Annotated in this window: 23 protein-coding genes; 17 read left to right on the plus strand and 6 right to left on the minus strand. The window is 73.1% G+C overall.

Annotated features, from left to right (window positions below):
* The first annotated feature begins 18 nt into the window (after nucleotides 1-18).
* The 3 genes from ACIBQ8_RS15440 to ACIBQ8_RS15450 are packed head-to-tail and all read left to right on the plus strand — an operon-like array spanning nucleotide 19 to nucleotide 3,247.
* Nucleotides 19-1,191 (plus strand): phosphotriesterase, encoded by a 1,173-nt coding sequence (locus ACIBQ8_RS15440; protein WP_397192230.1) that lies wholly within the window; start codon nucleotides 19-21, stop codon nucleotides 1,189-1,191.
* On the plus strand, nucleotides 1,188-2,258 hold the full coding sequence (locus tag ACIBQ8_RS15445) for a phosphotriesterase (protein ID WP_397176016.1): 1,071 nt from the start codon (nucleotides 1,188-1,190) through the stop codon (nucleotides 2,256-2,258). Before ACIBQ8_RS15440 ends, ACIBQ8_RS15445 begins: the two co-directional genes overlap by 4 nt.
* Nucleotides 2,259-2,269: 11 nt before the next feature.
* Entirely contained in the window at nucleotides 2,270-3,247 is a 978-nt protein-coding gene (locus tag ACIBQ8_RS15450) for an alpha/beta hydrolase (protein ID WP_397176018.1), read from the plus strand.
* A gap of 250 nt (nucleotides 3,248-3,497) precedes the next feature.
* On the opposite strand, the gene ACIBQ8_RS15455 is transcribed toward ACIBQ8_RS15450, so the two are convergent.
* On the minus strand, nucleotides 3,498-4,469 hold the full coding sequence (locus tag ACIBQ8_RS15455; RefSeq protein ID WP_397192231.1) for an alpha/beta hydrolase: 972 nt from the start codon (nucleotides 4,467-4,469) through the stop codon (nucleotides 3,498-3,500).
* A gap of 114 nt (nucleotides 4,470-4,583) precedes the next feature.
* Here ACIBQ8_RS15455 and ACIBQ8_RS15460 point away from each other — a divergent pair, with 114 nt between their 5' ends.
* Complete coding sequence (locus ACIBQ8_RS15460; protein WP_397176022.1) at nucleotides 4,584-5,126, plus strand: hypothetical protein; 543 nt, start codon at nucleotides 4,584-4,586, stop codon at nucleotides 5,124-5,126.
* 28 nt (nucleotides 5,127-5,154) lie between these two features.
* Here the strand turns inward: ACIBQ8_RS15460 and ACIBQ8_RS15465 are convergent, their stop codons facing one another.
* The 5 genes from ACIBQ8_RS15465 to ACIBQ8_RS15485 form a co-directional block, all read right to left on the minus strand.
* Entirely contained in the window at nucleotides 5,155-6,318 is a 1,164-nt protein-coding gene (locus ACIBQ8_RS15465; RefSeq protein WP_397176024.1) for an FAD-dependent monooxygenase, read from the minus strand.
* Nucleotides 6,319-6,408: 90 nt separating this feature from the next.
* Nucleotides 6,409-6,963, minus strand: coding sequence for a hypothetical protein (locus ACIBQ8_RS15470; protein WP_397192232.1), 555 nt, complete (start codon nucleotides 6,961-6,963; stop codon nucleotides 6,409-6,411).
* A gap of 70 nt (nucleotides 6,964-7,033) precedes the next feature.
* Nucleotides 7,034-7,759: a LuxR C-terminal-related transcriptional regulator gene (locus ACIBQ8_RS15475; protein WP_397176027.1), complete on the minus strand. Its 726-nt coding sequence runs from the start codon at nucleotides 7,757-7,759 to the stop codon at nucleotides 7,034-7,036.
* A gap of 130 nt (nucleotides 7,760-7,889) precedes the next feature.
* A complete protein-coding gene (locus ACIBQ8_RS15480; RefSeq protein ID WP_397176029.1) occupies nucleotides 7,890-9,164 on the minus strand; it encodes a phytase in 1,275 nt (424 codons plus the stop codon).
* Nucleotides 9,165-9,331: 167 nt separating this feature from the next.
* Nucleotides 9,332-10,501: an ABC transporter substrate-binding protein gene (locus ACIBQ8_RS15485; protein WP_397176031.1), complete on the minus strand. Its 1,170-nt coding sequence runs from the start codon at nucleotides 10,499-10,501 to the stop codon at nucleotides 9,332-9,334.
* A gap of 237 nt (nucleotides 10,502-10,738) precedes the next feature.
* On the opposite strand from ACIBQ8_RS15485, the gene ACIBQ8_RS15490 reads away from it, so the two are divergent.
* From ACIBQ8_RS15490 to ACIBQ8_RS15550, 13 genes are all read left to right on the plus strand, one after another.
* Nucleotides 10,739-11,710 carry a Gfo/Idh/MocA family oxidoreductase gene (locus tag ACIBQ8_RS15490; protein ID WP_397176032.1) on the plus strand — a complete coding sequence of 324 codons (972 nt, stop codon included), beginning with the start codon at nucleotides 10,739-10,741 and terminating at the stop codon, nucleotides 11,708-11,710.
* Nucleotides 11,707-12,549, plus strand: a complete 843-nt coding sequence (locus ACIBQ8_RS15495) for a TIM barrel protein (RefSeq protein WP_397192233.1) — start codon at nucleotides 11,707-11,709, stop codon at nucleotides 12,547-12,549. Before ACIBQ8_RS15490 ends, ACIBQ8_RS15495 begins: the two co-directional genes overlap by 4 nt.
* A 20-nt stretch (nucleotides 12,550-12,569) precedes the next feature.
* Nucleotides 12,570-13,511: a 5-dehydro-2-deoxygluconokinase gene (iolC, locus tag ACIBQ8_RS15500; protein WP_397192250.1), complete on the plus strand. Its 942-nt coding sequence runs from the start codon at nucleotides 12,570-12,572 to the stop codon at nucleotides 13,509-13,511.
* On the plus strand, nucleotides 13,504-14,415 hold the full coding sequence (locus tag ACIBQ8_RS15505; protein ID WP_397176036.1) for a deoxyribose-phosphate aldolase: 912 nt from the start codon (nucleotides 13,504-13,506) through the stop codon (nucleotides 14,413-14,415). Before iolC ends, ACIBQ8_RS15505 begins: the two co-directional genes overlap by 8 nt.
* Nucleotides 14,412-16,250 carry a 3D-(3,5/4)-trihydroxycyclohexane-1,2-dione acylhydrolase (decyclizing) gene (gene iolD / locus ACIBQ8_RS15510; protein WP_397192234.1) on the plus strand — a complete coding sequence of 613 codons (1,839 nt, stop codon included), beginning with the start codon at nucleotides 14,412-14,414 and terminating at the stop codon, nucleotides 16,248-16,250. The genes ACIBQ8_RS15505 and iolD overlap by 4 nt, the downstream gene beginning before the upstream one ends.
* Nucleotides 16,250-17,230: an inorganic phosphate transporter gene (locus ACIBQ8_RS15515; RefSeq protein WP_397176039.1), complete on the plus strand. Its 981-nt coding sequence runs from the start codon at nucleotides 16,250-16,252 to the stop codon at nucleotides 17,228-17,230. Before iolD ends, ACIBQ8_RS15515 begins: the two co-directional genes overlap by 1 nt.
* Complete coding sequence (locus ACIBQ8_RS15520) at nucleotides 17,227-17,880, plus strand: DUF47 domain-containing protein (protein ID WP_397176041.1); 654 nt, start codon at nucleotides 17,227-17,229, stop codon at nucleotides 17,878-17,880. Before ACIBQ8_RS15515 ends, ACIBQ8_RS15520 begins: the two co-directional genes overlap by 4 nt.
* A gap of 20 nt (nucleotides 17,881-17,900) precedes the next feature.
* A complete protein-coding gene (locus ACIBQ8_RS15525; RefSeq protein WP_352324733.1) occupies nucleotides 17,901-19,727 on the plus strand; it encodes an iron ABC transporter permease in 1,827 nt (608 codons plus the stop codon).
* A complete protein-coding gene (locus ACIBQ8_RS15530) occupies nucleotides 19,728-20,825 on the plus strand; it encodes an ABC transporter ATP-binding protein (RefSeq protein WP_397176043.1) in 1,098 nt (365 codons plus the stop codon). It abuts the gene before it with no gap.
* On the plus strand, nucleotides 20,822-21,586 hold the full coding sequence (locus ACIBQ8_RS15535; protein ID WP_397176044.1) for an HAD family hydrolase: 765 nt from the start codon (nucleotides 20,822-20,824) through the stop codon (nucleotides 21,584-21,586). Before ACIBQ8_RS15530 ends, ACIBQ8_RS15535 begins: the two co-directional genes overlap by 4 nt.
* Nucleotides 21,577-22,428 (plus strand): inositol monophosphatase family protein, encoded by an 852-nt coding sequence (locus tag ACIBQ8_RS15540; protein ID WP_397192235.1) that lies wholly within the window; start codon nucleotides 21,577-21,579, stop codon nucleotides 22,426-22,428. Before ACIBQ8_RS15535 ends, ACIBQ8_RS15540 begins: the two co-directional genes overlap by 10 nt.
* Nucleotides 22,425-23,207 (plus strand): Cof-type HAD-IIB family hydrolase, encoded by a 783-nt coding sequence (locus tag ACIBQ8_RS15545; protein ID WP_397192236.1) that lies wholly within the window; start codon nucleotides 22,425-22,427, stop codon nucleotides 23,205-23,207. The genes ACIBQ8_RS15540 and ACIBQ8_RS15545 overlap by 4 nt, the downstream gene beginning before the upstream one ends.
* Nucleotides 23,204-23,871: aldehyde dehydrogenase family protein (locus ACIBQ8_RS15550; RefSeq protein WP_397192237.1), on the plus strand; the 668-nt coding region annotated here is incomplete at its 3' end. The genes ACIBQ8_RS15545 and ACIBQ8_RS15550, both read left to right, overlap by 4 nt.

Genomic DNA, 23,871 nt, shown 5'->3' on the forward strand with positions numbered 1-23,871 from the left:
TGGGGCTATATTGCTCGTGTGTCCACCACCGATGCCACGGTCGTGGCCGTCACCGGCGAGGTCCCAGCGACCTCGCTGGGCGCGGTCCTGCCGCACGAGCACCTGCTGAGCGACTTCGCCCCGCCCGACGACACGCCCGAGTCCTGGGCGCGCACCGGCCGCACCCGTCCCACGGCGGCCGGCGCCCTGTGGCTCTACCGCGCGCCGCTGACGATGGACCTGCTCGGCGAGGTCGGCATGGGCGCCGTCAACCGGGACGACCTGCTGCTCGGCGACGCGGGCCTGGCCGCCGCCGAGCTGGCCGCGTTCCGGGAGGCCGGCGGCGGCACGGTGGTGGACCTGACGGCCGACGGGCTCGGCCGCGACCCGGCCGGGCTGCGCCGGCTCGCCGAGGAGACCGGCGTAACCGTCGTCATGGGCTGCGGCCGGCACCACCCCGCACGCCCCGCACACCCCGCCGCCCTTGCCGCCCCTGCCGCCCCTGCCGCCCCTGCCGCCCGGGAGGCTGCCGCGCCGACCTCGGCCCGTGACGTCGCCGCTCTGACCTCCGCCCGGGACGTCGCCGCGCTGGCCGGGGAGCTGACCGAGGAGCTGGTTCGCGAGCTCACCGAGGGCGTGCGCGGCGTGCGGGCCGGCATCATCGGCGAGCTGGCCGCGCTCGACCCCGGCGTGCCCGCCGAGCGCGCGTTCCTGGTCGCCGCGGCCCGCGCGTCGGCGGCCACCGGCGCCGCCGTCTCGCTGGCCCGCAACGACGACCCGGCCGTCCAGCAGCGTGTCCTCGACGTGCTCGCCGAGGAGGGCACGGACCTCACGCGGGTGGCCGTCGGCCACTGCGACGCTCTCTCCCCGCGGCCCGACGACCTCGAACCGCTGCTCGGCCGCGGCGTCTTCGTGCAGTTCGACCGGCTCGGCAGGCTGCCCACCGCGCTCAGCGTCTCCGACGACCAGGACGTCGCCGCGGCCGTGCTCGAACTCGCCCGCCGCGGCCACGCCGGACGCCTGCTGCTGTCGCAGGGCGTACGGGCCAAGTCGGAGCTCCTCGCGTACGGCGGCGGCGGTTACGCCTTCGTCCTGCGGCAGTTCGTGCCCTACCTGAGGATGCTCGGCGCCGACGACGAGCTGATCGAGACCCTCACCGTGCGCAACCCGCGGCGGCTGCTCGCGCTCCGGAGCGAGGAGGCGGGCTCGTGAGCCGCTACCCCTTCCCCATCCCGAACCTGGCCGGGCAGGCGCTCACCGTCGCCGGCCCGGTGGACCCGGCGCTGCTCGGGCAGACGTCCATGCACGAGCACATCTTCATCGACCTGCGCAGGCCCGCCCGGTCCCGCCGGCCCGGCGAGGACGCGCCGGCGGCGGCCGAGCCGCTCACCCTGGCCAACCTCGCCCGCACCCGCCACGGCGGGCCGAACGCCGACAACGACCTGCTGGGCGACTTCGACGAGATGCTCGCCGAGACCCTCGCCTTCGCCCACAGCGGCGGCCGCACCATGGTCGAGGTCTCGCCCATCGGCCTCGGCCGCGACCCCGAGGCGCTGCTGCGGCTGTCCCGGGCCGGCGGGATGCACATCGTCATGGGCGGCGGCTGGTACACCCCGGCGTTCCATCCGGCCGACATGGACCAGCGCACGGTCGACGAGCTGGCCGACGTCATCGTGCGCGACGTCGTGCTCGGGGCCGACGGCACCGGCGTGCGCGCGGGCATCATCGGCGAGGTCGGTGCGGAGTCGTCGCCGCTGACCGGCGGCGAGCTGAAGAGCGTACGGGCCGCCGGGCGGGCCGCCCGCGTCACCGGCGCGCCGGTCACCTTCCACGTCGGCGGCGTCGGCGAGGAGAAGTTCCGGGTGCTCGACATCCTCCAGGAGGAGGGCGTCGCCCCCGGCAGCGTCGTCCTGGGGCACTGCGCGGACGTCCTGTCCGGACCCGAGTTCGCCGAGCGGCTGCTGGCCCGCGGCGTCTTCGTCGAGTTCGACTTCCTGGCCGCGCCGGGCAGCCCGTGGGGGCACCTCGTCCTGGGCAGCGACCACAAGGTCCTGCGCGGCATCGCCGACCTGGTCGAACGGGGCTACGCGGGGCAGATCGTGCTGGGTCACGACGTGTGCCAGAAGATCCAGCTCAAGCGGTACGGCGGCAAGGGCTACGACTACATCCCGCGGCACTTCCTGCCCGCCCTGCGCCGCCTCGGCGTCAGCTCCGAGGCCATCCACAAGATCATGGTCGAGAACCCGGCACGGGCGCTCACCTTCGCAGAACCGCAGTGACCAGGAGAACCATGCCCCCCACCCCTGTGCCCTTCGACCCGGCGATGGCCGCCGTCCTGGACGGCATGCCCCGGCCCGACGGGCCCGCCCCCACCTTGGAGACCATCCCCCTGATGCGCGCCGCCGGGGCGGCCATGCCCATGCCGACGGTCGCCGACGTGATCGGCGACCGCGAGATCGACGCCGAGGAGCTGCTCGTCCCCGGGCCGTCCGGCGCGCCGGACCTGGAGATCACCGTGCTGCGCCCGCGCCGCCTGCGGTCCCCGGCCCCCGGGCTGTACAACATCCACGGCGGCGGCATGATCACCGGCCACCGGGCCATGGACACGCCGCGCCTGGTCGCGCTCGTCGAGGAGCTGGGCGTCGTCGCCGTCAACGTCGAGTACCGCCTGGCCCCCGAGCACCCCCATCCGGCGCCGGTCGAGGACTGCTACGCCGGACTGGCCTGGATGTCGCGGCACGCCGCCGAGCTCGGCGTGGACCCCGGGCGCGTGGTGGTCATGGGCGGCAGCGCCGGCGGCGGCCTGGCGGCCGGGGTCGCCCTGCTGGCCCGCGACCGAGGCGGCCCGCGCCTGGCCGGCCAGCTCCTGCTGTGCCCGATGCTGGACGACCTCAACACCACCGTCTCCAGCCACCAGTACGACGGCCTCGGCACCTGGCCGCGCGCCCTGAACCTGCTGGGCTGGCGGGCCCTGCTCGGCGAGCGGGCCGGCGACCCGGACGCCGGCGTCCCCTGCTACGCGGCCCCGGCGCGGGCGGCCGACCTGTCGGGGCTGCCGCCCGCGTTCATCGAGGCGGGCGCCGCCGAGCTGTTCCGCGACGAGGACGTCGCGTACGCCACGCGGATCTGGGCGGCCGGCGGGCAGGCCGAACTGCACATCTGGAACGGCGCCTTCCACGGCTTCGACATCTTCGCCCCGGACCACGAGATCACCCGCGCCGCCCTCGCCACCCGCCTCTCCTGGCTGACCCGCACCCTGACCCCGTAACCTCCCGCCCGCCGCCCCGCGAACGAAGTGGTGAGGAGGGGGCGGAATGCCCACGTCGCTCCGATCCGCCGTCTCTTGCGTCGTGTGGAGGGCCTCTGGGGCGGTGGGGACGTGGGGGTGCCTACGCCGCTCCGATCCGGCTGTCCTCCTGGTGTCGTTCGGAGGGTGGCGCCCGGGGTGATGGGGAGGGAGATGTCCGCGTTTCTCGGGCCCGTCGTCCCTCGGGCGCGCCGTCCGGGGGACAGGGGGGTTAGATGGACAGGGTGCGTTGGAGCCAGGAGAGTTTGGTTTCCAGGGCGGCGCGGGAGACGCGGGCGGCTGGGGTGACGTTGAAGCCGTGGTGGCCGCCGGCCCACACGTGGAGTTCCGCCTGGCCGCCGGTCGCCCAGATGCGCGTGGCGAACTCGACCGCCTCGTCCCGGAACACCTCGGCGGCCCCGACCTCGATGAAGACCGGCGGCAGCCCCGACAGGTCGGCCGCGCGCGCCGGGACCTCGTGCGGCAGCACGTCCGGGCCGCCCCGCCGGTCGCCGAGCACCGCGGTCCAGGCGGTGTCGTTGTTGTTGCGGTCCCAGGCGCCGATGCCGTCGTACTGGAGGCTCGACACGGTCGAGTTCCGGTCGTCGATCATGGGTGCGCCGATGTAGAGCCCGGCGGCGGCCGGGCCGTTCCGGTCGCGGGCCATGATGCCGACGGACGCCGTGAGCCCGCCGCCCGCGCTGAAGCCGGACACGAGCAACCGCCCCGGGTCGAACCCCAGCTCCTCGGCGTGCCCGGCGGTCCAGACGAAGCCCGCGTAGCAGTCCTCGGCCGCCGCCGGGGCCGGGTGCTCCGGGGCGAGCCGGTACTCGACCGTCACCCCGACCATGCCGTGCTCCAGGGCCGCCTGGATCAGGCCCTCGATGCCGAAGAAGCGGGTGCCGAGGATCATCCCGCCGCCGTGGATCTCGTACACGGCCGCCGCGCCGGGCGCGGGCCCGCCCTTGGGACGGACGACCGTGAGGGTGACGCCGGGCGCGCCCTCGGGGCCGGGAACGTCCACGTCCCACCACTCGACGGGACGGCCGGCGACGATCGCCTCCATGGGCGGGATGAGCTCGGCGAAGATCTCGCGGTTGCGCTGGATGGTGTCCGCGCGCAGCGGAACGCTCTCGACCGTCGCCAGGAACGCCGCGAGACCTTCCGCCAGCTCAGGGTCGTAGGGAACGGGGACGTAGCTCATCGTGCCGCCTCTCGGAGCCGAACGGACGGCTTAAAGTCTACGAGCGTAGAAGCGGTCTGTCCTGATATACACGGGTACGCGATCAGTCTGACCATGTCCCCCAAGGAGAAGACCATGGTGAAGAGACTCCTCGAAGCGACCCCGTTACGCGCGGGGGTCGTCGCGGCCGTCGCACTGACCGGCACGCTGCTGACCTCCGCCCCGGCCGGCGCCGCCACTGCGGGCCTCCAGGCCGCCGCCGCCCAGACCTCCTCGGCCGTCCAGGAGGCGGCCTCCCGCCCGGCCAACGGACGGATCGTCTACGACCGTCTCAGCGGCGGCCGCGGCGTACTCAAGATCAAGAACGGCACGTCGAAGGACGGCGTCGTCACCATCGTCAAGGGCCGGACCAAGGCGATCAGCGTCTACGTGCGCGCCCGGTCCACCGCCCGCATCCGGGACGTCCGGGACGGCACGTACCGCATCTTCTTCACCACCGGCTACCGGTTCAGCATGTCGAAGGGCCGCTTCACCAGGGGCGCGACGTACCAGAAGTTCAACGACCGGCTGCGCTTCCGCACGACCTCGACGCAGTACACCATCTGGACCCTGACCCTGAACCCGGTCAGGGGCGGCAACGCCCGCACCAGCCCCGTGAACCCCAAGGACTACCCCTGATCGGGACCTGAGCGGGCGCGCCTCCCGGTCAGTCCTTGCCGAAGCCGCCGAACCCGCCGAAAAAGCTGAGAACGCGGTCGACCTGGACGTACATCCGGGGCGGCAGGTGCGGCAGCACCCGGGAGTGCCGCTGGCCGAGCAGCGCGATGAACTCGACCGGCGAGAGGTCGATGTAGCGCGTCAGGTTCTCGTACCACTGGGCGCTGAGCCGGGCCGACTTCTGGTGCGGGCGGATCGCCTTGCGGCGCTCGCGGTCGTAGCGGGCGAGGGCGGCCGGGAGCTCCGGCTCCTGGTTCAGCGCGTTGACCAGGAAGGCGGCGTCCCCGAAGGCCAGGGCGGTGCCCGCGCCGATGGAGTAGTGGGTGGTGTGCGCGGCGTCCCCGAGCAGGACGAGGTCGTCGTGGTACCAGGTGCGGTTGGTCAGCGTGCGGAAGTTCAGCCAGTACGCGCTGCCGTCGGTGTGCGCCCGTCCGATCAGCGGGTGGCCGTCCAGGACGTCGGCGAAGATCTTCTCCAGCAGCGCCAGGCCGTCGGCCGCGTCGGCCCGGTCGAGGCCGAGCCCCTTCCAGGTCTCGGGGGAGCACTCGACGACGCACGTGCTGTGGTCGCCGCTGTAGACGTAGCAGTAGCACCAGATCCAGCCGTGCGGGGTCTCGGAGAAGGCGAAGGTGAAGGAGTCGAAGACCTTCGTGGTGCCGAGCCAGATGTAGTGGTTGCGGCCGACCGCGATCTCGGTGCCGAAATGGTCGGCGTGCGGCGCGCGCATCGTGCTGTTGATGCCGTCGCCGGCCACGACCAGGTCGGCGTCGAGCTCCTCCCGGGAGGCGATCTCGCGGCCGTGCTCGACGTGCACGCCCAGGGAACGGGCGCGGTCGGCCAGGATGTCGAGCAGGCGGTGGCGGCAGATGCCGAAGCCCTCGTCCGACTCGGTGAGCGACACCGTCGCGCGGTCCTGGACGTGGGTGACCCAGCTGTCCCAGCGGATCGAGTTCTCCCTGATGACGTCCGCCGACTCGGGGTCGGCGGCGCGCAGGTTCTTGAGCAGGTCGTCCCAGTAGGTCACGCCCCAGCCGTAGGTGGTCCCGGCCGGGTTGCGCTCGTAGACGGCGACCTCGTGGGACGGGTCGACCCGCTTCATCAGGATCGAGAAGTACAGGTTGGCGGGCCCACCGCCGACGCAGGCGACCTTCACACTAGCTCCCCTAGCGACAGAAAGTAATCAATTCAGCACAGAGAGTATCAGAGGGTCTGCGTCAGGGGAGAAGGCGCGCCCGCCGGACGGTCAGGCCCCCGCTCGCGCCGTACCGCGCAGGGCGCGCACGCCGCGCAGGCCGAGGGTGAGGCTGCCGGCCAGCAGCACGACGCCGGACAGCACCCCGCTGACCACCGGCACCCACGCCACCGCGGGCGTGGCGGCCAGGACGAGCCCGCCGGCGCCGAGCAGCGTGAGCGCCGCGCCCGGCACGGCGATGCTCCGGTCCTTCCACACGGGCGCGAGCGCGACGAAGTGCACGCCCACCACGAACGCCACCCACGCCACGTTCCCCTCCTCGGGACGCCCGAGCGCGGCCAGCACCCGCAGCCCGCCGAACAGCAGGACCGCCTCCACTACGACCACGGCCAGGTAGCCCGGCCCGAACATGCCCCGCCGGCCGGCCGGGGCGGGACGTTCCGCGCGCACGGCCCGCAGCCACATCGCCAGCACGGCCGCCGCCGCCAGGCACGCGGCGGGCCGCAGGACGTTCGCCGCCACGGGGTTGAGCGGGCCGTGCGCGTTGACGACGACGAACACCGCGCCGAACACCGCGCCGACCAGCAATCCAGTCATTTTCTGCATGACGTCCATCGAAGCGCCCGCCGCGGCCCGCCCGCGCGGGTGCTGGGACGAGGACGGGGTAGCCCTGGCCCTACCTGGCCACACCGCGCAGGTAGGCCAGCACCGCCAGCACCCGCCGGTTGGCGTCGTCGGTCGCGGGCAGGCCGAGCTTGCCGAACACGGAGGCCACGTGCTTGCCGACGGCCGCCTCCGTGATCGACAGGGCGCGGGCCACGGCGCTGTTGGAGCGGCCCTCGGCGATCAGCGCCAGCACCTCCCGCTCCCGGGGCGAGAGCCGGTGGGCCGGCTCGGTGACCTCCCTGGCCCGCGCCCACGACAGCTCGAACAGGTCGATGAGGGTGGCGATCAGCCCCTGCTGCCTGATCATGAGCGCGCCCGGCGTGTAGGCGATCGGGGTGATCCGGACGAACGCCACGGACCGGTCGAAGATCAGGAGCTGCTGGATGGGCTCGTCGATGACCCGGTGCAGGTCGCCGGCGGCGTGCAGCTCCTTGATGCGGGCCGCCTTGCGCGGGTCGTCCAGCACGCTCGAATGGACGATCGTGCGCATTGACAGGCCCTCCCGCAGGGCGTCAAGGACGGTACGCCGGCTGCGCTGCTCGTCGCGGCCCTGCTCGCGCGAGCCCACCGGGTGCATGGCCCGCAGCTCGGCCGACGACCGGGTGGCGCGCAGGATGTGCCGGCGGACGAGCTCGGGGTCCTCCAGCCGCTCGACGTCGACGGGGATGCCGCGCAGCTCGCCGACCACCTCTTCCAGGCGGCGGGCGAGGTGGTCGAGCGACTGGCTCTCGGTCACGCTCCTCCTCCGCACGCGCCCCCCATTCTCCCCGCCCCGCGAAAGGATGCCCAAATCGGCCCGGAAACGGCGAAGGGGCGCCGTCCGGCTGGACGGCGCCCCGGTTCGCGGGACCGCTGGGCGGCGATGATCAGTCGCGCGGGTCCCAGCCGTCGGTGTCCACGTCCAGGTCCAGCTCGTCGGCGATGTCGCCCCAGTCGGCGAACTTGAAGTTGGTGTTCTCCCGGTCGGCCGTGGCCGGCGTGTTCACGCCGTCGTGGGCGATGAACATGCCCTCGTCGAACTCGCCCAGCGGCACGTTGAGCACGGTCGAGCCGTCGCTCACCTCCGAGCCGTCGATGCCGTTCGCCTCGCCGATCCGGAACTGGCCGAGGTAGCCGTTGGAGCCCTCCCGGCGGTAGACGGCGAAGGTGTTGTCGCCCTGGCTGGAGGCCAGCAGGTAGCCCTTGCCGTCCTCGCGGTAGTAGATGGTCAGGCCCTCGGCGTCCGCGGTGAGGTGCGTGCCGCCGTAGCCGGGGTCGGCGCCGGGGGTGCACTCCTCGGTCGCGGGGTCGTAGGTGCCGGGGACGCCGTACTCGCGGACCTTGTCCACCAGGACGGGCGTGCCGGTGAGGTCGGCGCGCATCCGCCAGATGCCGACGTCCTCCTGGGCGGCGTAGAGCACGTCCCGCTCCTGGTCCACGACCATGCCCTCGACCTGCGCCTGCTCGTCGGGCTCAAGGCAGGGGGACCAGGTCTGGCCGTTCGGCAGGGTGAAGGAGCCCGGCAGCGTCATCGTCCGCACGAGCTGGTAGCCGATCTTGCCGCCCGGCTTGGCGAGCAGCTTGACCAGGCCGACCGAGGTCTTGTGCCGGCGGCTGACCAGCGCGTACGTGCCGGTGGAGTCCTTCCAGGCGGTCAGGCCGTAGGCCGTCTCGGCGTCGTTGACCTGCTGCTGCGTCGTGTTGAACACGAACGGCGCGGCCGGGTCGGTCACGTCGGTGAGGTGGCCGTGCGAGATGGCGTAGATGCGCAGCATGTCCCGGCCGCGGTCGGAGACGATCGCCAGGTCCCTGCCGCCGAAGCCGTAGGCGACGTCGACGTTGTTGAAGCGGCCCGCCTCGTCGTCCGGCCCGGGGGCGGCGGGGGCCGGCAGGTGCTGGAGCTGCTGCCCGTCGAGGTCGTAGACGTACAGGCCGCCCTTCTTGGCGGTGGCGATCACCACGCTGTCCTCGGAGTCGGACGGGTCGACCCAGATCGCGGGGTCGTCGCCGTTGGCGTCGCCGCCGGCCTCGTCGTCGTACAGGGAGGGGGTCTCGACGTCGGGGTACACGGTTGCCACGCCGGCACCGGCCGCGGGTACGGCGATCCCGCCCAACACGGTCAACATCAGGGCTGCCAGGGAGAGCCTGGACAGGGGACGCATTGCGCCTCCTCGTTCGGGGTGTTGATGTTGCCCCAAAACGTAACGACCAGTTTACAAGAAATCAATAGGTCGTCCTTATGTCAGGACATTAGGTGTTGCAAAGAGGCCAGGGCATGCCGACGCGCCCGGCCGGGGATCCTCCCGGCCGGGCGGTGCGACGGTGCGTGCTAGCTGCGGTTGACGCGCCAGAAGTCCGACATGGCCTGGCGGTTCTGCAGGTCGCCGAGCAGGCCCTTGGGGTCGGTGTGGAAGAGCTGGCCCTGCCAGTCCGACAGGCCGGGCGGGGTGACCATCGGCTTCACCGTGCTGTTGCCCGAGACGCCGCCCTCGCCGATCTCGTGCTTGACGCCCTCCTCGGTCATGATGAAGTGGACGAACAGCTTGGCCGCGTTGGGGTGCTTGCTCTTGGTGGCGATCGCCGCGTACTTGGGGTAGCTGAAGCCGGCGAAGGGGGTCATCCCCTCGCAGGCGGCCTGGTGGTAGCCCTTGTCCTCGTTGTTGCGGAACTTCGAGATCGACATGAAGCCGATCTTCTTGTCCGTGGCGGCCGGCGCGCCCACGGCGGCGGAGATGTCCTCGTCGGAGCCGGTCAGCACCGGCTTGTTGAGCGACAGGCGCTTGATCCACTCCTGCGCGGCGCTCTTCTCCTCGGTCTTCAGCGGCTTGCCGTACTTGGCCTGGTAGGCCTGTTCGAGGGCCTGGTTGCCGTACGCGTCGAGCTGGGTGAAGAACGACAGCACGGTCGGCTTGCCCAGCGGGTCCTGCATCACCAGCTTGCCGGACCACTCCGGATCGGTCAGGTCCCAGACGTTCTTCACCGGGCAGCCGCCGGGGGAGAGCTTGGTGTTGTAGCCGAAGACCGTCGCCTTGGAGAGGGCGAGCAGCGGGTTCTGGTTCTCGGCGGGGATCTGGTCCTTCAGGTCGCCGGGGATCCACGTCTGGGTGACGCCCTGCGGCGCGAGCTGGCCGACCAGGACGCCGCCGTCCTCGTACATGGCCGCGTCGATGGTGACGTTGTCGGCGGCGTGCTCCCTGGTCATCTTCTCGGCCGTCTGCGGGGTGTCCGACTTCACCCCCTCCATGGCGATGCCGTACTTCGCGGTGAACGCCTTGGCCACTTCCTCGATGTCGCCGCTGGAGTCGTAGACCAGGACGCTGCCTTCCTTCTTCGCCGCGGCGACCAGCGCCTCCAGGTCGAAGTTCGCATCGAGCGACGGGCCGGGCAGCGCCTTGGCCGTCGCCGCCGCCGACGGTCCTCCGCCTGCGGTGGAGGGCGCGCACGCCACGGCGGCGGACGCCAGCAACGCCATGGAGATGATCTTCCCGGTACGCCTCATGATGGCGTCACTCCTCTTGCCTCTCGGATTCGCAAGGCGCCGCGCCAGCCCCGACCGGCGCCATTGTGTGCTCACGATGAACGTCACGTGAATAATTTGTCAAGACATTCTTACGTGCGAGCTGAGCCACGACCTCCCCTCCCAGCTACGACAGTTCATCCTTATGTCAGGACAAAGTCTTGACGGTTCATCTCCTGTTCATCTAGAACTGGAGGCCCCCCTGGATGAGGAGCGATCATGCGTGTGGGTCTGCTGGGCCTTGGACGTATAGGCATGTTCCATGCCACAACCCTGTCCGCCTTGGTTGACGAGCTCGTCGTGTCCGACGTGGACACGGCGAGGGCGGAGGAGGTGGCCCGGCGGCTCGGCGCCCGGACCGGCGATCCCTTCGACGCGGACGCGGTGGTCCTCGCGACGCCGACCTCCGCCCACGCCGAGGGCCTGCTGAGGGCGTGCGAGCGGGGAGTGCCGGCGTTCTGCGAGAAGCCCGCCGCGCCGACCGTCAAGGAGACGCTGCGGGTGGCCGAGGCCGTCGAACGGGCCGGGATCGGCGTGCACATCGGCTTCCAGCGCCGCTTCGACGCCGGCTACCAGGCTGCCCGCGAGGCGCTGCTGGCCGGCGAGCTGGGCGAGCTGCACCGCGTGCACATGCTGACCGGCGACCCGGCGCCGCCGCCCGCCGAGTACGTGGCCCAGTCCGGCGGCATCTTCCGCGACTGCCACATCCACGACTTCGACATCCTGCGCTGGGTCACCGGCCGCGAGGCGGACGTCGTGCAGGCGGTCGGCGCGAACCGCGGCGATCCGTACTTCGCCGCCGCCGGGGACGTCGACAACAGCGCCGCCCTGATCGTCATGGACGACGGCACGCTGGTCACCCTGCAGGGCTCCCGCTACAACGGCGCCGGCTACGACGTGCGCATGGAGCTGGCCGGCACGCTCGGCACCCGCGCCGTCGGGCTCGGCGACCGCACCCCGCTGCGCTCGGCCGAGGGCCTGAACCCGGACGGGCCGCCGTGGCCGGACTTCCAGACCAGGTTCGAGGACGCCTACGTCGCCGAGATGGGCGCGTTCCTGTCGATGGCCAGAGGCGAGAGCGAGAGCCCCTGCACCGTCCGCGACGCCCTGGCCGCCCTCTACCTGGCCGAGGCCGCCGACCTGGCGCGCCGCGAGGGCCGTCCGGTGCGCGTGCTGGAGGTGGCCCAGTGAGGATCGCCGCCGCACCCATCTCCTGGGGCGTGTGCGAGGTGCCCGGATGGGGACACCAGCTCACCGCCGACCGCGTGCTCGCCGAGATGGCCGAGCTCGGCCTGACCGCCACCGAGCTGGGCCCCGAGGGCTTCCTGCCCGCCGACCAGGACCTGCTCGGCCGGTACGGGCTGCGCGCCGTGGGCGGATTCGTCCCCGCGGTCCTGCACGACCCCGCCCACGACCCGCTGCCCGCCCTGCGCGCCACGTGGACCGCCTTCGACCCGGACGTGGTCGTCGTGCTGGCCGCCGCCACCGGCGCCGACGGCTACGACGCCCGTCCCGAGCTGGACGACACCGGCTGGCGCACCCTGCTCGGCAACCTCGACCGCGCCTTCCACGAGGCCAAGGGCGACGGCCGCGCGCTCACCCTGCACCCCCACGTCGGCACCATGGTCGAGACCGGCCAGGAGGTGGACCGGGTGCTCGGCGGCAGCGCCGTCCCGCTCTGCCTGGACACCGGCCACCTGCTCATCGGCGGCGGCGACCCTCTGGAGCTGGTCACCCGCGTCCCCGAGCGGATCGCCCACGTGCACCTGAAGGACGTCGACGCCGCCCTCGCCGCCCGCGTCCGGGCCGGTGAGCTGACCTACACCGACGCCGTCCGCGCCGGGATCTACCGCCGGCTCGGCCGCGGCGACGTGGACGTCCGGGGCATCGTCGAACGCCTGACCGCCGCCGGCTACGACGGCTGGTACGTCATGGAGCAGGACGTCGTCCTCGACGCCGAGCCCCCGGCGGGCACCGGCCCGGCCGACGACGTGCGGGCGGGCGTGGCGTTCCTGCGGGGCCTGGCGTGAGCGCCCTCGACGTGCTGACGATGGGCCGGGTCGGCGTGGACGTCTACCCGCTCCAGACCGGCGTGTCGCTGCGGCAGGTGGAGACGTTCGGCAAGTACCTGGGCGGCAGCCCCACCAACGTGGCCGTGGCCGCCGCCCGCCTGGGCCACTCCAGCGCGGTGATCACGCGGACCGGCGACGACCCGTTCGGCGCGTTCGTCCGCGACGCGCTGCGCTCCTACGGCGTGGACGACCGCCTGGTCGGCGCCGTGCCCGGCCGGCCGACGCCGGTCACGTTCTGCGAGATCAGGCCGCCGGACGACTTCCCGCTCTACTTCTACCGCCAGGACGCGCCCGACCTGGAGATCGCGCCCGGCGACCTGGACCTGGCGGCCGTCACCGGCGCGCGGCTGTTCTGGGCCACCGTGACCGGCCTGTCGGCCGAGCCGTCCCATGCCGCCCACCTGGCCGCCTGGCGGGCCCGCGGGCGCGCCCGGCACACCGTGCTCGACCTGGACTACCGGCCCATGTTCTGGGCCGACGCGGCCACCGCCGGGGAACGCGTGCGGGCGGCGCTCGCGCACGTCACCGTCGCGGCCGGCAACCTGGACGAGGTCGAGGTGGCCACCGGCACCCGCGATCCGCGCGCGGCCGCCGAGGCCCTGCTGGCGGCGGGCGTCGAGCTGGCCATCGTCAAGCAGGGCGCCGACGGCGTGCTCGGCATGACCGCCACGGAGACCGTACGGGTGCCGCCCGTCCCGGTCGAGGTGGTCAACGGGCTCGGCGCCGGCGACGCCTTCGGCGGCGCGCTCTGCCACGGCCTGCTCGAAGGCTGGCCGCTCGAACGCACCCTGCGCTTCGCCAACGCGGCGGGCGCGATCGTCGCCGGACGCCTGGCCTGCGCGCCCGCGATGCCCACGGCGGACGAGGTCGAGACCGTCCTGTCCGCCACCCTCTCGGAAGGAGCCGTCACGCATGCGTGAGCAGGACTACCGCCGGCTGCTCGACCAGCGCGCCTGGCAGCCGGAGCGCGTCGCCGAGGCGGCGGCCGCCCGCCGGCGCCGGCCCCTCAGGAACGGCAGGGAGCAACTGCTCATCATCGCGGCCGACCATCCGGCCCGCGGCGCCCTCGGCGTGGCCGGCCACCCGATGGCCATGCGCAGCCGCGCCGACCTGCTCGACCGGCTCATGACCGCCCTGGCCAGGCCCGGCGTGGACGGCCTGCTGGCCACCCCCGACATCGTCGAGGACCTGCTGCTGCTCGGCGCGCTCGACGACAAGATCGTCATCGGCTCGATGAACCGCGGCGGCGTGCACGGCTCGGTGTTCGAGTTCGACGACCGCTTCACCGCCTACGACGCCCCCACCATCGCCGCGATGGGCCTGGACGGCGGCAAGATGCTGTGCCGGATCGCGCTGGAGGACAGCGCCACCGCCGCCACCCTGGCCAGCTGCGGCCAGGCCGTCACCGACCTGGCCGCGCACGGCCTGATGGCGATGGTCGAGCCCTTCTGGTCCAGGCGGCAGGACGGCGTGGTGCGGCACGACCTGTCGCCCGAGGCCGTGATCCACGCCATCAGCGTCGGCCAGGGGCTCGGCGCGACCTCCGCCCGCACCTGGCTGAAGATCCCGGTCGTGCCGGAGATGGAACGCGTCGTGGAGTCCACGACCCTGCCCGTGCTGCTGCTGGGCGGCGACTCCGGCCAGGACGCCGGCGAGATGTACGACTCCTGGCGCAAGGCGCTGCGCCTGCCCGGCGTCCGCGGCCTGGTGGTCGGCCGAGCGCTGCTCTACCCGCCCGACGGGGACGTGGGCGCCGCCGTGGACACCGCGCTCGGCCTGCTGGAGGGCGGCGTGCCCGATCTCGTGCAAGGAGGTGCCTCATGAGGCTGACCACGGCCCAGGCGCTGACCCGCTTCCTGGCCGCCCAGTGGTCGGAGCGCGACGGCGTCGAGCAGCGGCTGATCGCCGGCGTGCTCGGGATCTTCGGCCACGGCAACGTCGCGGGCGTCGGCCAGGCGCTGGCCGAGCAGGGCGCGGGCACGGGCGACGCGCTGCCGTACTATCTGGCCCGCAACGAGCAGGCCATGGTGCACACGGCCGTCGGCTACGCCCGCACCCGCGCGCGGCTGTCCACCTTCGCCTGCACGACGTCCATCGGGCCGGGCGCCACCAACCTGGTCACCGGCGCGGCGCTGGCCACCATCAACCGGGTGCCGGTGCTGCTGCTGCCCGGCGACGTCTTCGCCACCCGCGCCCCCGGCACGGTGCTGCAGGAGCTGGAGGACCCCAGGTCCTACGACGTGTCGGTCAACGACTCGCTGCGCCCGGTGTCGCGCTTCTTCGACCGGATCAACCGGCCCGAGCAGCTCCCGGCCGCGCTGCTGGCGGCGATGCGGGTGCTCACCGACCCCGCCGAGACGGGCGCGGTGACGCTCGCGCTGCCCCAGGACGTGCAGGCCGAGGCGTACGACTGGCCCGAGGAGCTGTTCGCCCGGCGGGTCTGGCACGTTCCCCGCCCGGTGCCCGAGCCGGCCGCGCTGGCCAGGGCGAAGGAGCTGCTGCGCGGCTCCCGCAGGCCGCTGATCGTGGCCGGCGGCGGCGTCCGGTACAGCGGGGCGTGGGCCGAGCTGACCCGCTTCGCCGAGAACCACGGCGTGCCGGTGGGCGAGACGCAGGCGGGCAAGGGCGCGCTGCCGTACGACCACCCCTGCGCGGCCGGCGCGATCGGCCACACCGGCACCGACGCGGCCAACACCCTGGCCCGCGAGGCCGACCTGGTCATCGGCGTCGGCACCCGCTACACCGACTTCACCACCGCCTCCAGGACGCTGTTCGGGCAGGCCGCCTTCCTCAACGTCAACGTCACCGCCTTCGACGCGGCCAAGAACGCGGGCGCCACGCTCGTCGCCGACGCCCGCGAGGCCCTGCGCGCCCTCGACGACGTGGACTGGCGGGCCGACCCCGAATGGACCCACCGGGCCGCCGCCCTGGCCGCCGCCTGGCAGTCGGAGATCGGCCACACCTACGGGGGCCCCGAGCTCACCCAGCCCGTCATGCTCGGCGTCCTCAACGAGGTCGCCGAAGGCGGCGTGGTGGTCAACGCGGCCGGCTCGATGCCGGGCGACCTGCACCGCCTCTGGCGGCCCGCCGACCCCGAGCAGTACCACGTCGAGTACGGCTACTCGTGCATGGGCTACGAGATCGCCGGCGGCCTCGGGGTGAAGCTGGCCGCGCCGGAACGCGAGGTGTTCGTGCTGGTCGGCGACGGGTCGTACCTGATGATGGCGCAGGAGATCGCGACCGCCGTGCAGGAGCGGATCAAGCTGGTGATCGTCCTGGTGGACAACAGGGGCTTCGCCTCCATCGGCAACCTCAGCGAGTCGGTGGGGGCCCGGCGGCTCGGCACCGCGTACCGCACCCGCGGGCCCGGCGGCGAGCTGGACGGCGAGCCCCTGCCGGTGGACCTCGCCGCCAACGCCGCCAGCCTGGGCGCCGACGTGCTGCGCGCCGACGGCCCCGAGTCGCTGCGGGCCGCCCTGGTCAAGGCCAAGGAGTCGGCCAGGACCACCGTCGTGTACGTCGAGCCCGCCCCCGGCGGCGGCCCCGGCGCGCAGGCCTGGTGGGACGTGCCGGTCGCGCAGGTGTCCGGCCTGCCCGAGGTCAGGGCCGCGCGCGAGCGCTACGACGAGGCCAAGCGCGACCAGCGGCTCTACCTCTGATGGGCTGGACGCTGGCCTTCGCCGCGGTGGCCGTCCTGTTCGTGCTGATCAGCGGGGCCAACGACGGCGCCACGCTGATCGGCCTCGGCCTGCGCTTCCCGCGCACGCCCGGCTGGCTGGCCGCCGCGCTGCTGGTGGCGGTCCTGTTCGCCGGGCCGTACGTGCTGGGCGTCGCGGTCGCGCGGACCTTCACCGAAGGGCTCGCCGGGCTCGACTCGGGCAGCGGCGCGGCCGTGTTCCTGGCCGGCGTCGTGATCGCCGTCGTGGTGGTGGCGGCGCTGACCGGCAAGGGGCTGCCCACCAGCCTGACGCTGGCGGTGATCGGCGGCATCGCGGGCGCCGGGCTCGGCGCCGGGCTGCCGGTGGCCTGGCCGAGCCTGGTCACCGTCCTGGCGATCGGGGCGTGCGCGCCGCTGGTCGGGCTGGTGCTCGGCTACCTGCTGGGCACCGCGTCCCGGCGGGTGCCGTCCTCGCGCCGGATGCCGGGGCTGGTGCTGGCCGCCCACCTGGTGGCGTACGCGGCCCAGTGCCTGGCCTACGCCGTCAACGACGGCCAGAAGATGATCGCCGTGGTGAGCGTCGCCGTGGACGTCGGCCGCAACGGGCTCGGCCGGGTCGGGCCCGTCCAGCTCTCGCCGGGGTGGATGGCCGTGCTGGTGGCGCTGTTCCTCGCCGGGGCGCTGACCACGCTGCCCCGGGTGGGCGAGCGGGTCGGCCGCGGCCTGGTCATCACCCGGCCGCTGCACGTGCTGTCGGCCGAGACGGCGGCCACCGGCGCCGTCCTCGGCAGCTCGGCCCTGGGCAGCCCGGTGAGCATGACCCAGTCCGTGACCGCCGGGGTCGTCGGCGTGGTGGCAAGCGAAGGAAGCAGGAGGGTGCGATGGCAAGGAGTGCTGAACATGGGTACGGCGTGGCTGGTCACGCTGCCGTCGTCCATGGCCCTGGGCGCCCTGGCCGGGCTCGGCCTGAGGCTGCTGTGAGCGGCGGACGGCCCCGCCGGCTCGCCCGCGCCTGGGACGAGCTGCGCGGCCGCTCCGGACGGCGGGTGATCGACCTCATCCGCGGCCAGGTCGCCGTCGCCAGGGAGGGCGCCGTGCTGGCCCGCTCGGCCGCCTCGGGCACGACCGGCCAGGCCGCCGCCCGCGCCCGCATGGCCGAGGTCGAGCACGAGGGCGACGCCGCCCGCGCCGAGCTCGTCCGGGCGCTGAGACGGGTGCTGGCCACCCCCATCGACAGGGAGGACCTGTTCCGGCTCTCCCGCTCGATCGACGACGTGCTGGACCAGTTACGCGACTTCGTCCGCGAGGCCGACCTGTTCGGGCCCGCCGACCTCACCTTCGCCGCCGAGCCGCTGGGCGCCGTCATCGACGGCCTGGACCAGCTCGAACAGGCCCTGCTGAAGATCACCGGCGACCCCGGCTCGGTCACCGTGGCCGTGCTCGCCACCCGCAAGTCCCACAGCCGCGTCCGCCAGCTCCACCAGGCCCGGCTCACCGAGCTGTTCGCCGGCCCGCTGGACATGGACACCCTGCGCGAACGCGAGCTGCTCTCCCGCCTGGACGCCGTGGGCCGCCGGCTCGGCGAGGCCGCCGACGCCCTCGCCGACGCCATGCTCAAACGAAGCCACTGAAAACCCCCCGAAGGAAGACCATGGCTGTTCTGACCAAGACGGAGCCGCCGCCTCGCCCGCCGAGACGGCGCCGACTCCGCTACCGCCTGCAGGTCCTGCGGCACGACCCGACCGCCGCGCTCGGCCTGATCCTCGTCGTCCTGCTCGCCTACCTCGTCGTCGCCCCCCTGATCGCGGTCCTGTCGGACGCCTTCCGCCTCCAGTTCGGCGACGAGCTGCACGCCGGCCAGCAGCCGGGCGAGTGGACCGGCTACTACCTGTGGCGGGTCTTCCGCTCCCAGATCAGCGGCCTGCTGTTCTGGGGCCCGCTGGTCAACACGCTGGTCGTCGCCGTCGGCACCGTGCTGTTCGCGCTGCTGCTCGGCGGCGGGATGGCCTGGCTGGTGACCCGGACCAACGTGCCCGGCCGCAAGTGGCTGGCCGGGGCGCTGGTGGTGCCGTACATGCTGCCGTCGTGGACGTTCTCGCTGGCCTGGCTGACGCTGTTCAAGAACGAGCGGGCCGGCGGGCAGGTGGGCTTCCTGGAGTCGGCCGGCGTGCGCACCCCCGACTGGCTGGCCTACGGGCCGCTGCCGATCATCGTCACGCTCGGGCTGCACTACTACCCGTTCGTGCTGCTGCTGGTCGGCAACGCGCTGCGCAGGATCGACGTCCAGCTTGAGGACTCGGCCCGGATCCTCGGGGCGCCGCGGCGCGTCGTCGTGCGGCGGATCGTGGTGCCGCTGATGCTGCCCGCGCTCTCCTCGGCCGTGCTGCTCGTGGTCGGGCGGGTGCTCGGCACGTTCGGCACCCCGTACGTGCTCGGCCTGCCCGCCGACTACCAGGTGCTGTCCACCGGGCTGTTCCAGTCGATCAGGGACCGCAGCACCGGCGTGGCCTCCGTGCTGGCCACCGTCATCGTGATCATCGGCGTGCTGATCGTCTTCACCGACATGCGGCTGATGCGCGAGCAGCGCAGGTTCGTCACCGTCGGCGGCAAGGGCGCGATGGACCGGCTGGGCGACCTGCGCGGCTGGCGCTGGCCCGCGTTCGCGCTGGGCGCGGTGGTGTTCGTGGTCAGCGTGCTGATCCCGGTGCTCACGCTGCTGCTGTCCACGCTCACCCGCACGCCGCTGGACCTGTCGACCCTGACGCTCGACTACTGGATCGCCGACCGGCTGCCCGGCGCGGTCGGGTTCCCGCACGGCATCCTGCGCGGCTCCGAGCTGTGGCAGGCCGCCTGGAACTCGCTGCGCATCGTCGGCCTGGCCTCGCTGATCTGCGCGGTCGCCGGCCTGCTCATCGGGTACGTCGTGGTCCGCGGCACCGCGCCGCGCATCGCCGGGTTCCTGCGCCAGGTGTCGTTCCTGCCGTACCTCATCCCCGGCATCGCCTTCGCCGCCGCCTCGCTGTCGCTGTTCGCCGTCGCCCGCGGGCCCGTCCCGGCGCTGTACGGGACGACGTTCCTGCTGATCCTGGTCATGGCCGTGACGCACCTGCCCTACAGCTCGCGCTCGGGCATCGCGGCGATGATGCAGCTCGGCCGGGAGCCGGAGGAGGCCGCGCAGATCGCCGGGGCCTCCTGGTGGCACCGGATGCGGCGGATCATCTTCCCGATCCAGAAGGGCGCCCTGGTCACCGGCATCGTGCTGCCGTTCATCTCGGGGCTGAAGGAGCTCAGCATCGTCGTGATGCTGACCACCACCGGCACCCAGCTTCTCACGACGCTCTCCATCGGCCTGGTCGACTACGGATACACGCAGCTCGCCAACGGCGTCGTCCTCATGATCGCTTTGCTCTCCTTCACCATGACTTCCCTGACCCAGCGGCTGACCAAGAGCAGCCTGGCGTCCGGCCTAGGAGGATAGATGCCGAACATCACCTTGAGCGCAGTCTCCAAGAGCTACGGCGGCGGCGACTACGCGGTGAAGAACCTCGACCTCGTGGTCCCCGACGGCGCCTTCATGTGCCTGCTCGGCCCCTCCGGCTGCGGCAAGACCACCACGTTGCGCATGATCGCCGGCCTCGAACAGCCCACCGCGGGCAGCATCGCCGTCGGCGAGCGCGTCCTGGACTCCGTCGAGCAGGGGGTCTACGTCCCGCCGGAGAAGCGGGCGATGGGGCTGGTGTTCCAGAACTACGCGCTCTGGCCGCACCTGTCCGTGCGCGACAACGTGGAGTTCGGGCTGCGCATGCGCAAGGTGCCCGCCCCCGAGCGGCGCTCGCGGGCCGAGGCGGCGCTGAGGATGGTGCACGTCGACGCCGCGATGGACCGCTACCCGTCCCAGCTGTCCGGCGGCCAGCAGCAGCGCGTCGCCCTGGCCAGGATGCTCGCGGTCAACCCGTCCGTGCTGCTGCTGGACGAGCCGCTGTCCAACCTCGACGCCCGGCTGCGCCTGGAGATGCGGGCCGAGCTCAAGCGCATCCACGAGGAGTCCGGCGCGACGATCGTCTTCGTCACCCACGACCAGCTCGAAGCCCTCACCATGGCCACCGACGTCGCCGTCATGAACGAGGGCGAGCTCCAGCAGCTCGCCGCGCCCATGGAGATGTACGAGCGGCCCGCCAACCGGTTCGTCGCCGAGTTCGTCGGCAGCCCGCCGATGGCCATCGTGGACGCCGGTCCGGCGCCCGGCGGGCTGGCCGGATCGCTGCTGCGGTTCGTGGAGGCGCGCGGCTCGGGGGTCACCCCGTCCGCCGTCGGCATCCGGCCCGAGGCGCTGCGGCTCGGCACGCCGCCCGCCGCCGCCTGGAGCGAGGACGCAGTGGTCGAGGCCGTGCTGCCGGCCGGCTCCTCCTGGACGGTACGGCTGCGCGTCCTGGACACCGAGCTGTTCGCCCTGTCGTACACGCCGGTACGGGCCGCGCCCGGCGACGTGCTGCCCTGCTGGACCGAGCAGCTCCATCTGTTCGGCGCGGACGGCGCCCGCATCTCCTCCTGGGACCGGGCGGAGGTGACCGCGTGATCCGCCCCAAGGCACTGCTCCTGGACTTCGGCGGCGTGATCGTCGAGACCGCCAAGCGCCCGTCCTGGGCGGCCGAGCTGGCCGCCGAGGTGCACGCCATGCTGGCCAGGACCGGGTTCGACGGCCTGACGGCCGAGGACGTCGAGAGCGACATCCGGGCCGGGGCGCGGGCCGACAAGTACTGGAAGGACTCCACCTCCCGGCAGTTCGCGCCCGAGGAGATGACCCACCGCCGGTTCTGGGCCGAGTTCGTCGCCACCGACTGGCCCGAGCAGGCCCGCACGCTGGTCACGGTCGAGGCGACGCCCCTGTGCAAGCGGATGGGCGAGCTGCGCAGCGACCGGAAGCTGCGCACCGGCATGGCCGAGCTGCTGAACGCCTGCCTGCGCAACGGCGTCGTCCCCGCCGTCGTCAGCAACGCGCTGTGCGGGGCCGTGCACCGCGACTACCTGGCCGGGAGCGGCCTGGACCACCTGTTCGCCGCGCAGGTCTACAGCGACGAGGTCGGCGTGCGCAAGCCGAACCCCGAGATGATCCTGCTCGCCTGCCGCGCCCTCGGCGTGGATCCGGCCGACGCCTGGTACGTCGGCGACAACTACGACCGGGACGTGATCTGCGGCGCCCGGGCCGGGGCGGGGGCGACCGTCCTGATGGTCTCCGCGAGCACCGACAAGATCCCGTACCGGGTGCGGCAGAGTCCTCAGGCCACGGTCGAGGACCCCCGCGCCCTGCTGACCCTCCTGGAGGAGACATGGACGTGAACACCTCTCGCGAGCTGGCCGCCATCGCGGCCGAGGCGGCCAGGGCCGTCGGCGACCGGCTGCGCGGCGCCTTCCGCTCGCGTCCGGAGATCCAGACCAAGCGCGACTTCCACGACCCGGTGACCGAGCACGACAAGGCGGCCGAGGAGGGCATCCGCGAGGTGCTCGACCGGCTCTGCCCCGACAGCGTCGTGGTGGGCGAGGAGGGCGGCACCAGGGGACAGGGCGCCATCAGCTGGTACGTCGACCCCATCGACGGCACCGCCAACTTCGCCGTCGGCCTGCCGTTCTTCTGCACCTCGATCGCCGCCGCCGTGGACGGCGAGGTGGTCGCCGGGGTGATCTACGACCCGGTGCGCGACGACGAGTTCACCGCCTGGCTCGGCGGGGCCGTCTGCAACGGCGAGCCGCTGCGCAGCGCGGGCGCCCGCGCCGACCGCGAGGCGGTGCTGCTGTCCAGCTATCCCACGCCGCGCGACCTGGCCGAGGACGAGGAGGGCGCGCTGCGCCGCTTCTCCAGGATGACCCAGTCGTTCGCGACCATCCGCCGTCCGGGCAGCGCCGCGCTCAAGCTCGCCCACGTCGCGGCCGGCTGGTCCGACGTCGCGTACGGCACCCGCGTCAACGCCTGGGACGTCGCGGCCGGATCCCTGCTGGTCAGGCAGGCCGGCGGCGTCTATATCCCGCTGTCGGGCAGCATCTTCGAGCCGGGCGGCTACCTGGCCTGCGTCGGCGGGTTCGACCTGGCCTCCTCGGTGCTGTCCGACGTGGCCGCCGCAGCCGCCGGAGCCGCCGGAGCCGCCGGAGCCGACGGGGTCGCCGGGGCGAGGAGCGCGACGTGATCCGCTGGATCGTGACCGACCTCGACGGCACGCTCGTCGGGCGCGACCTGGCCATGGTGCCCGCCGCCCGGGACGCGCTGCGCCGCTACCGGGCCGCGGGCGGCGAGGTCGTCATCGCCACCGGCCGCATGGAACGCTCGGCCCGCCCCTACTACGACGAGCTGGGCCTGGACGGCCCGGCCATCCTCTACAACGGCGCCCGCACGGTGAACCTGGCGACCGGCGAGGTGCTGCGCTCCCGCCACCTGCCCGCCACCGCCTGGAAGACGCTGCTCGGCCTGTTCGGCGAGCTGCCCGCCGGCGTGTACCCGGTGGCCTTCTCCGGCGGCGAGGCGCTGGCCGTGGACGACGTCCAGGAGCTGCGGGACTACGCCCGGCGGGACGGCATCACGCTGCGCGACCCCGGCGACTGGGCGGCGCTGCCCCCCGACGGGATCACCAAGTGCATGCTGATCGGCGACCGCCTGCCGGAGCTGGACATCGCGGGCACGGTCACCGTCCGGTCGGAGGCGACGTACCTGGAGGTGCTGCCGGAGGGGGCGACCAAGGGCAGCGCGCTGCGCGAGCTGGCGAAGGCTCGCGGGGTGCCGCTGGAGCAGGTCGCCGCCATCGGCGACAACCCCAACGACATCGACATGATCCAGGCCGCCGGCCTGGGCATCGCGGTCGGCGACGGCCACCCCGACGTGCTGTCGGCCGCGGACGTGGTCTCGCGTCCCTGCGCCGAGGGCGCGCTCGTGGACGCGGTGGAACTGGCACTGGGAGAGGGAGAACGGTGAAGTCGGTCAAGCACTGGATCAACGGCGCCCTGACGGACGGCGGCGACCGGACGGCGGAGATCTTCAACCCGGCCACGGGCGAGGTCAGCGGTCACGTGGCGCTGGCGTCGGCGGCCGAGGTGGACGCGGCGGTGGCCGCCGCGGCGGCGGCCTTCCCGGCGTGGCGGGACTCCTCGCTGATCAAGCGCGCCCGGGTGCTGTTCCGGTTCCGTGAGCTGATGTACGCCCATCGGGACGAGCTGGCCGCTTTTATCTCGGCCGAGCACGGCAAGGTGCATGCGGATGCGTTGGGGGAGGTGGCGCGCGGGCTGGAGGTGGTGGAGTTCGCGTGCGGGATTCCGCATCTGCTCAAGGGTGGGTTCTCCGAGGGGGTGTCGACTCGGGTGGATTCGTATTCGATGCGGCAGCCGTTGGGGGTGGTGGCGGGGATCACGCCGTTCAACTTCCCGGCGATGGTGCCGATGTGGATGTTCCCGGTGGCGATCGCGTGTGGGAACGCGTTCGTGCTGAAGCCGTCGGAGCGGGATCCGTCGGCGTCGTTGCTGATGGCGCGGTTGTGGCAGGAGGCCGGGTTGCCTGAGGGGGTGTTCTCGGTGGTGCAGGGCGACAAGGTGGCGGTGGACCGGCTGCTGGGGCATCCGGATGTGGCGGCGGTGTCGTTCGT

Source organism: Nonomuraea sp. NPDC049646 (genome assembly GCF_044465525.1).
GTDB lineage: Bacteria > Actinomycetota > Actinomycetes > Streptosporangiales > Streptosporangiaceae > Nonomuraea.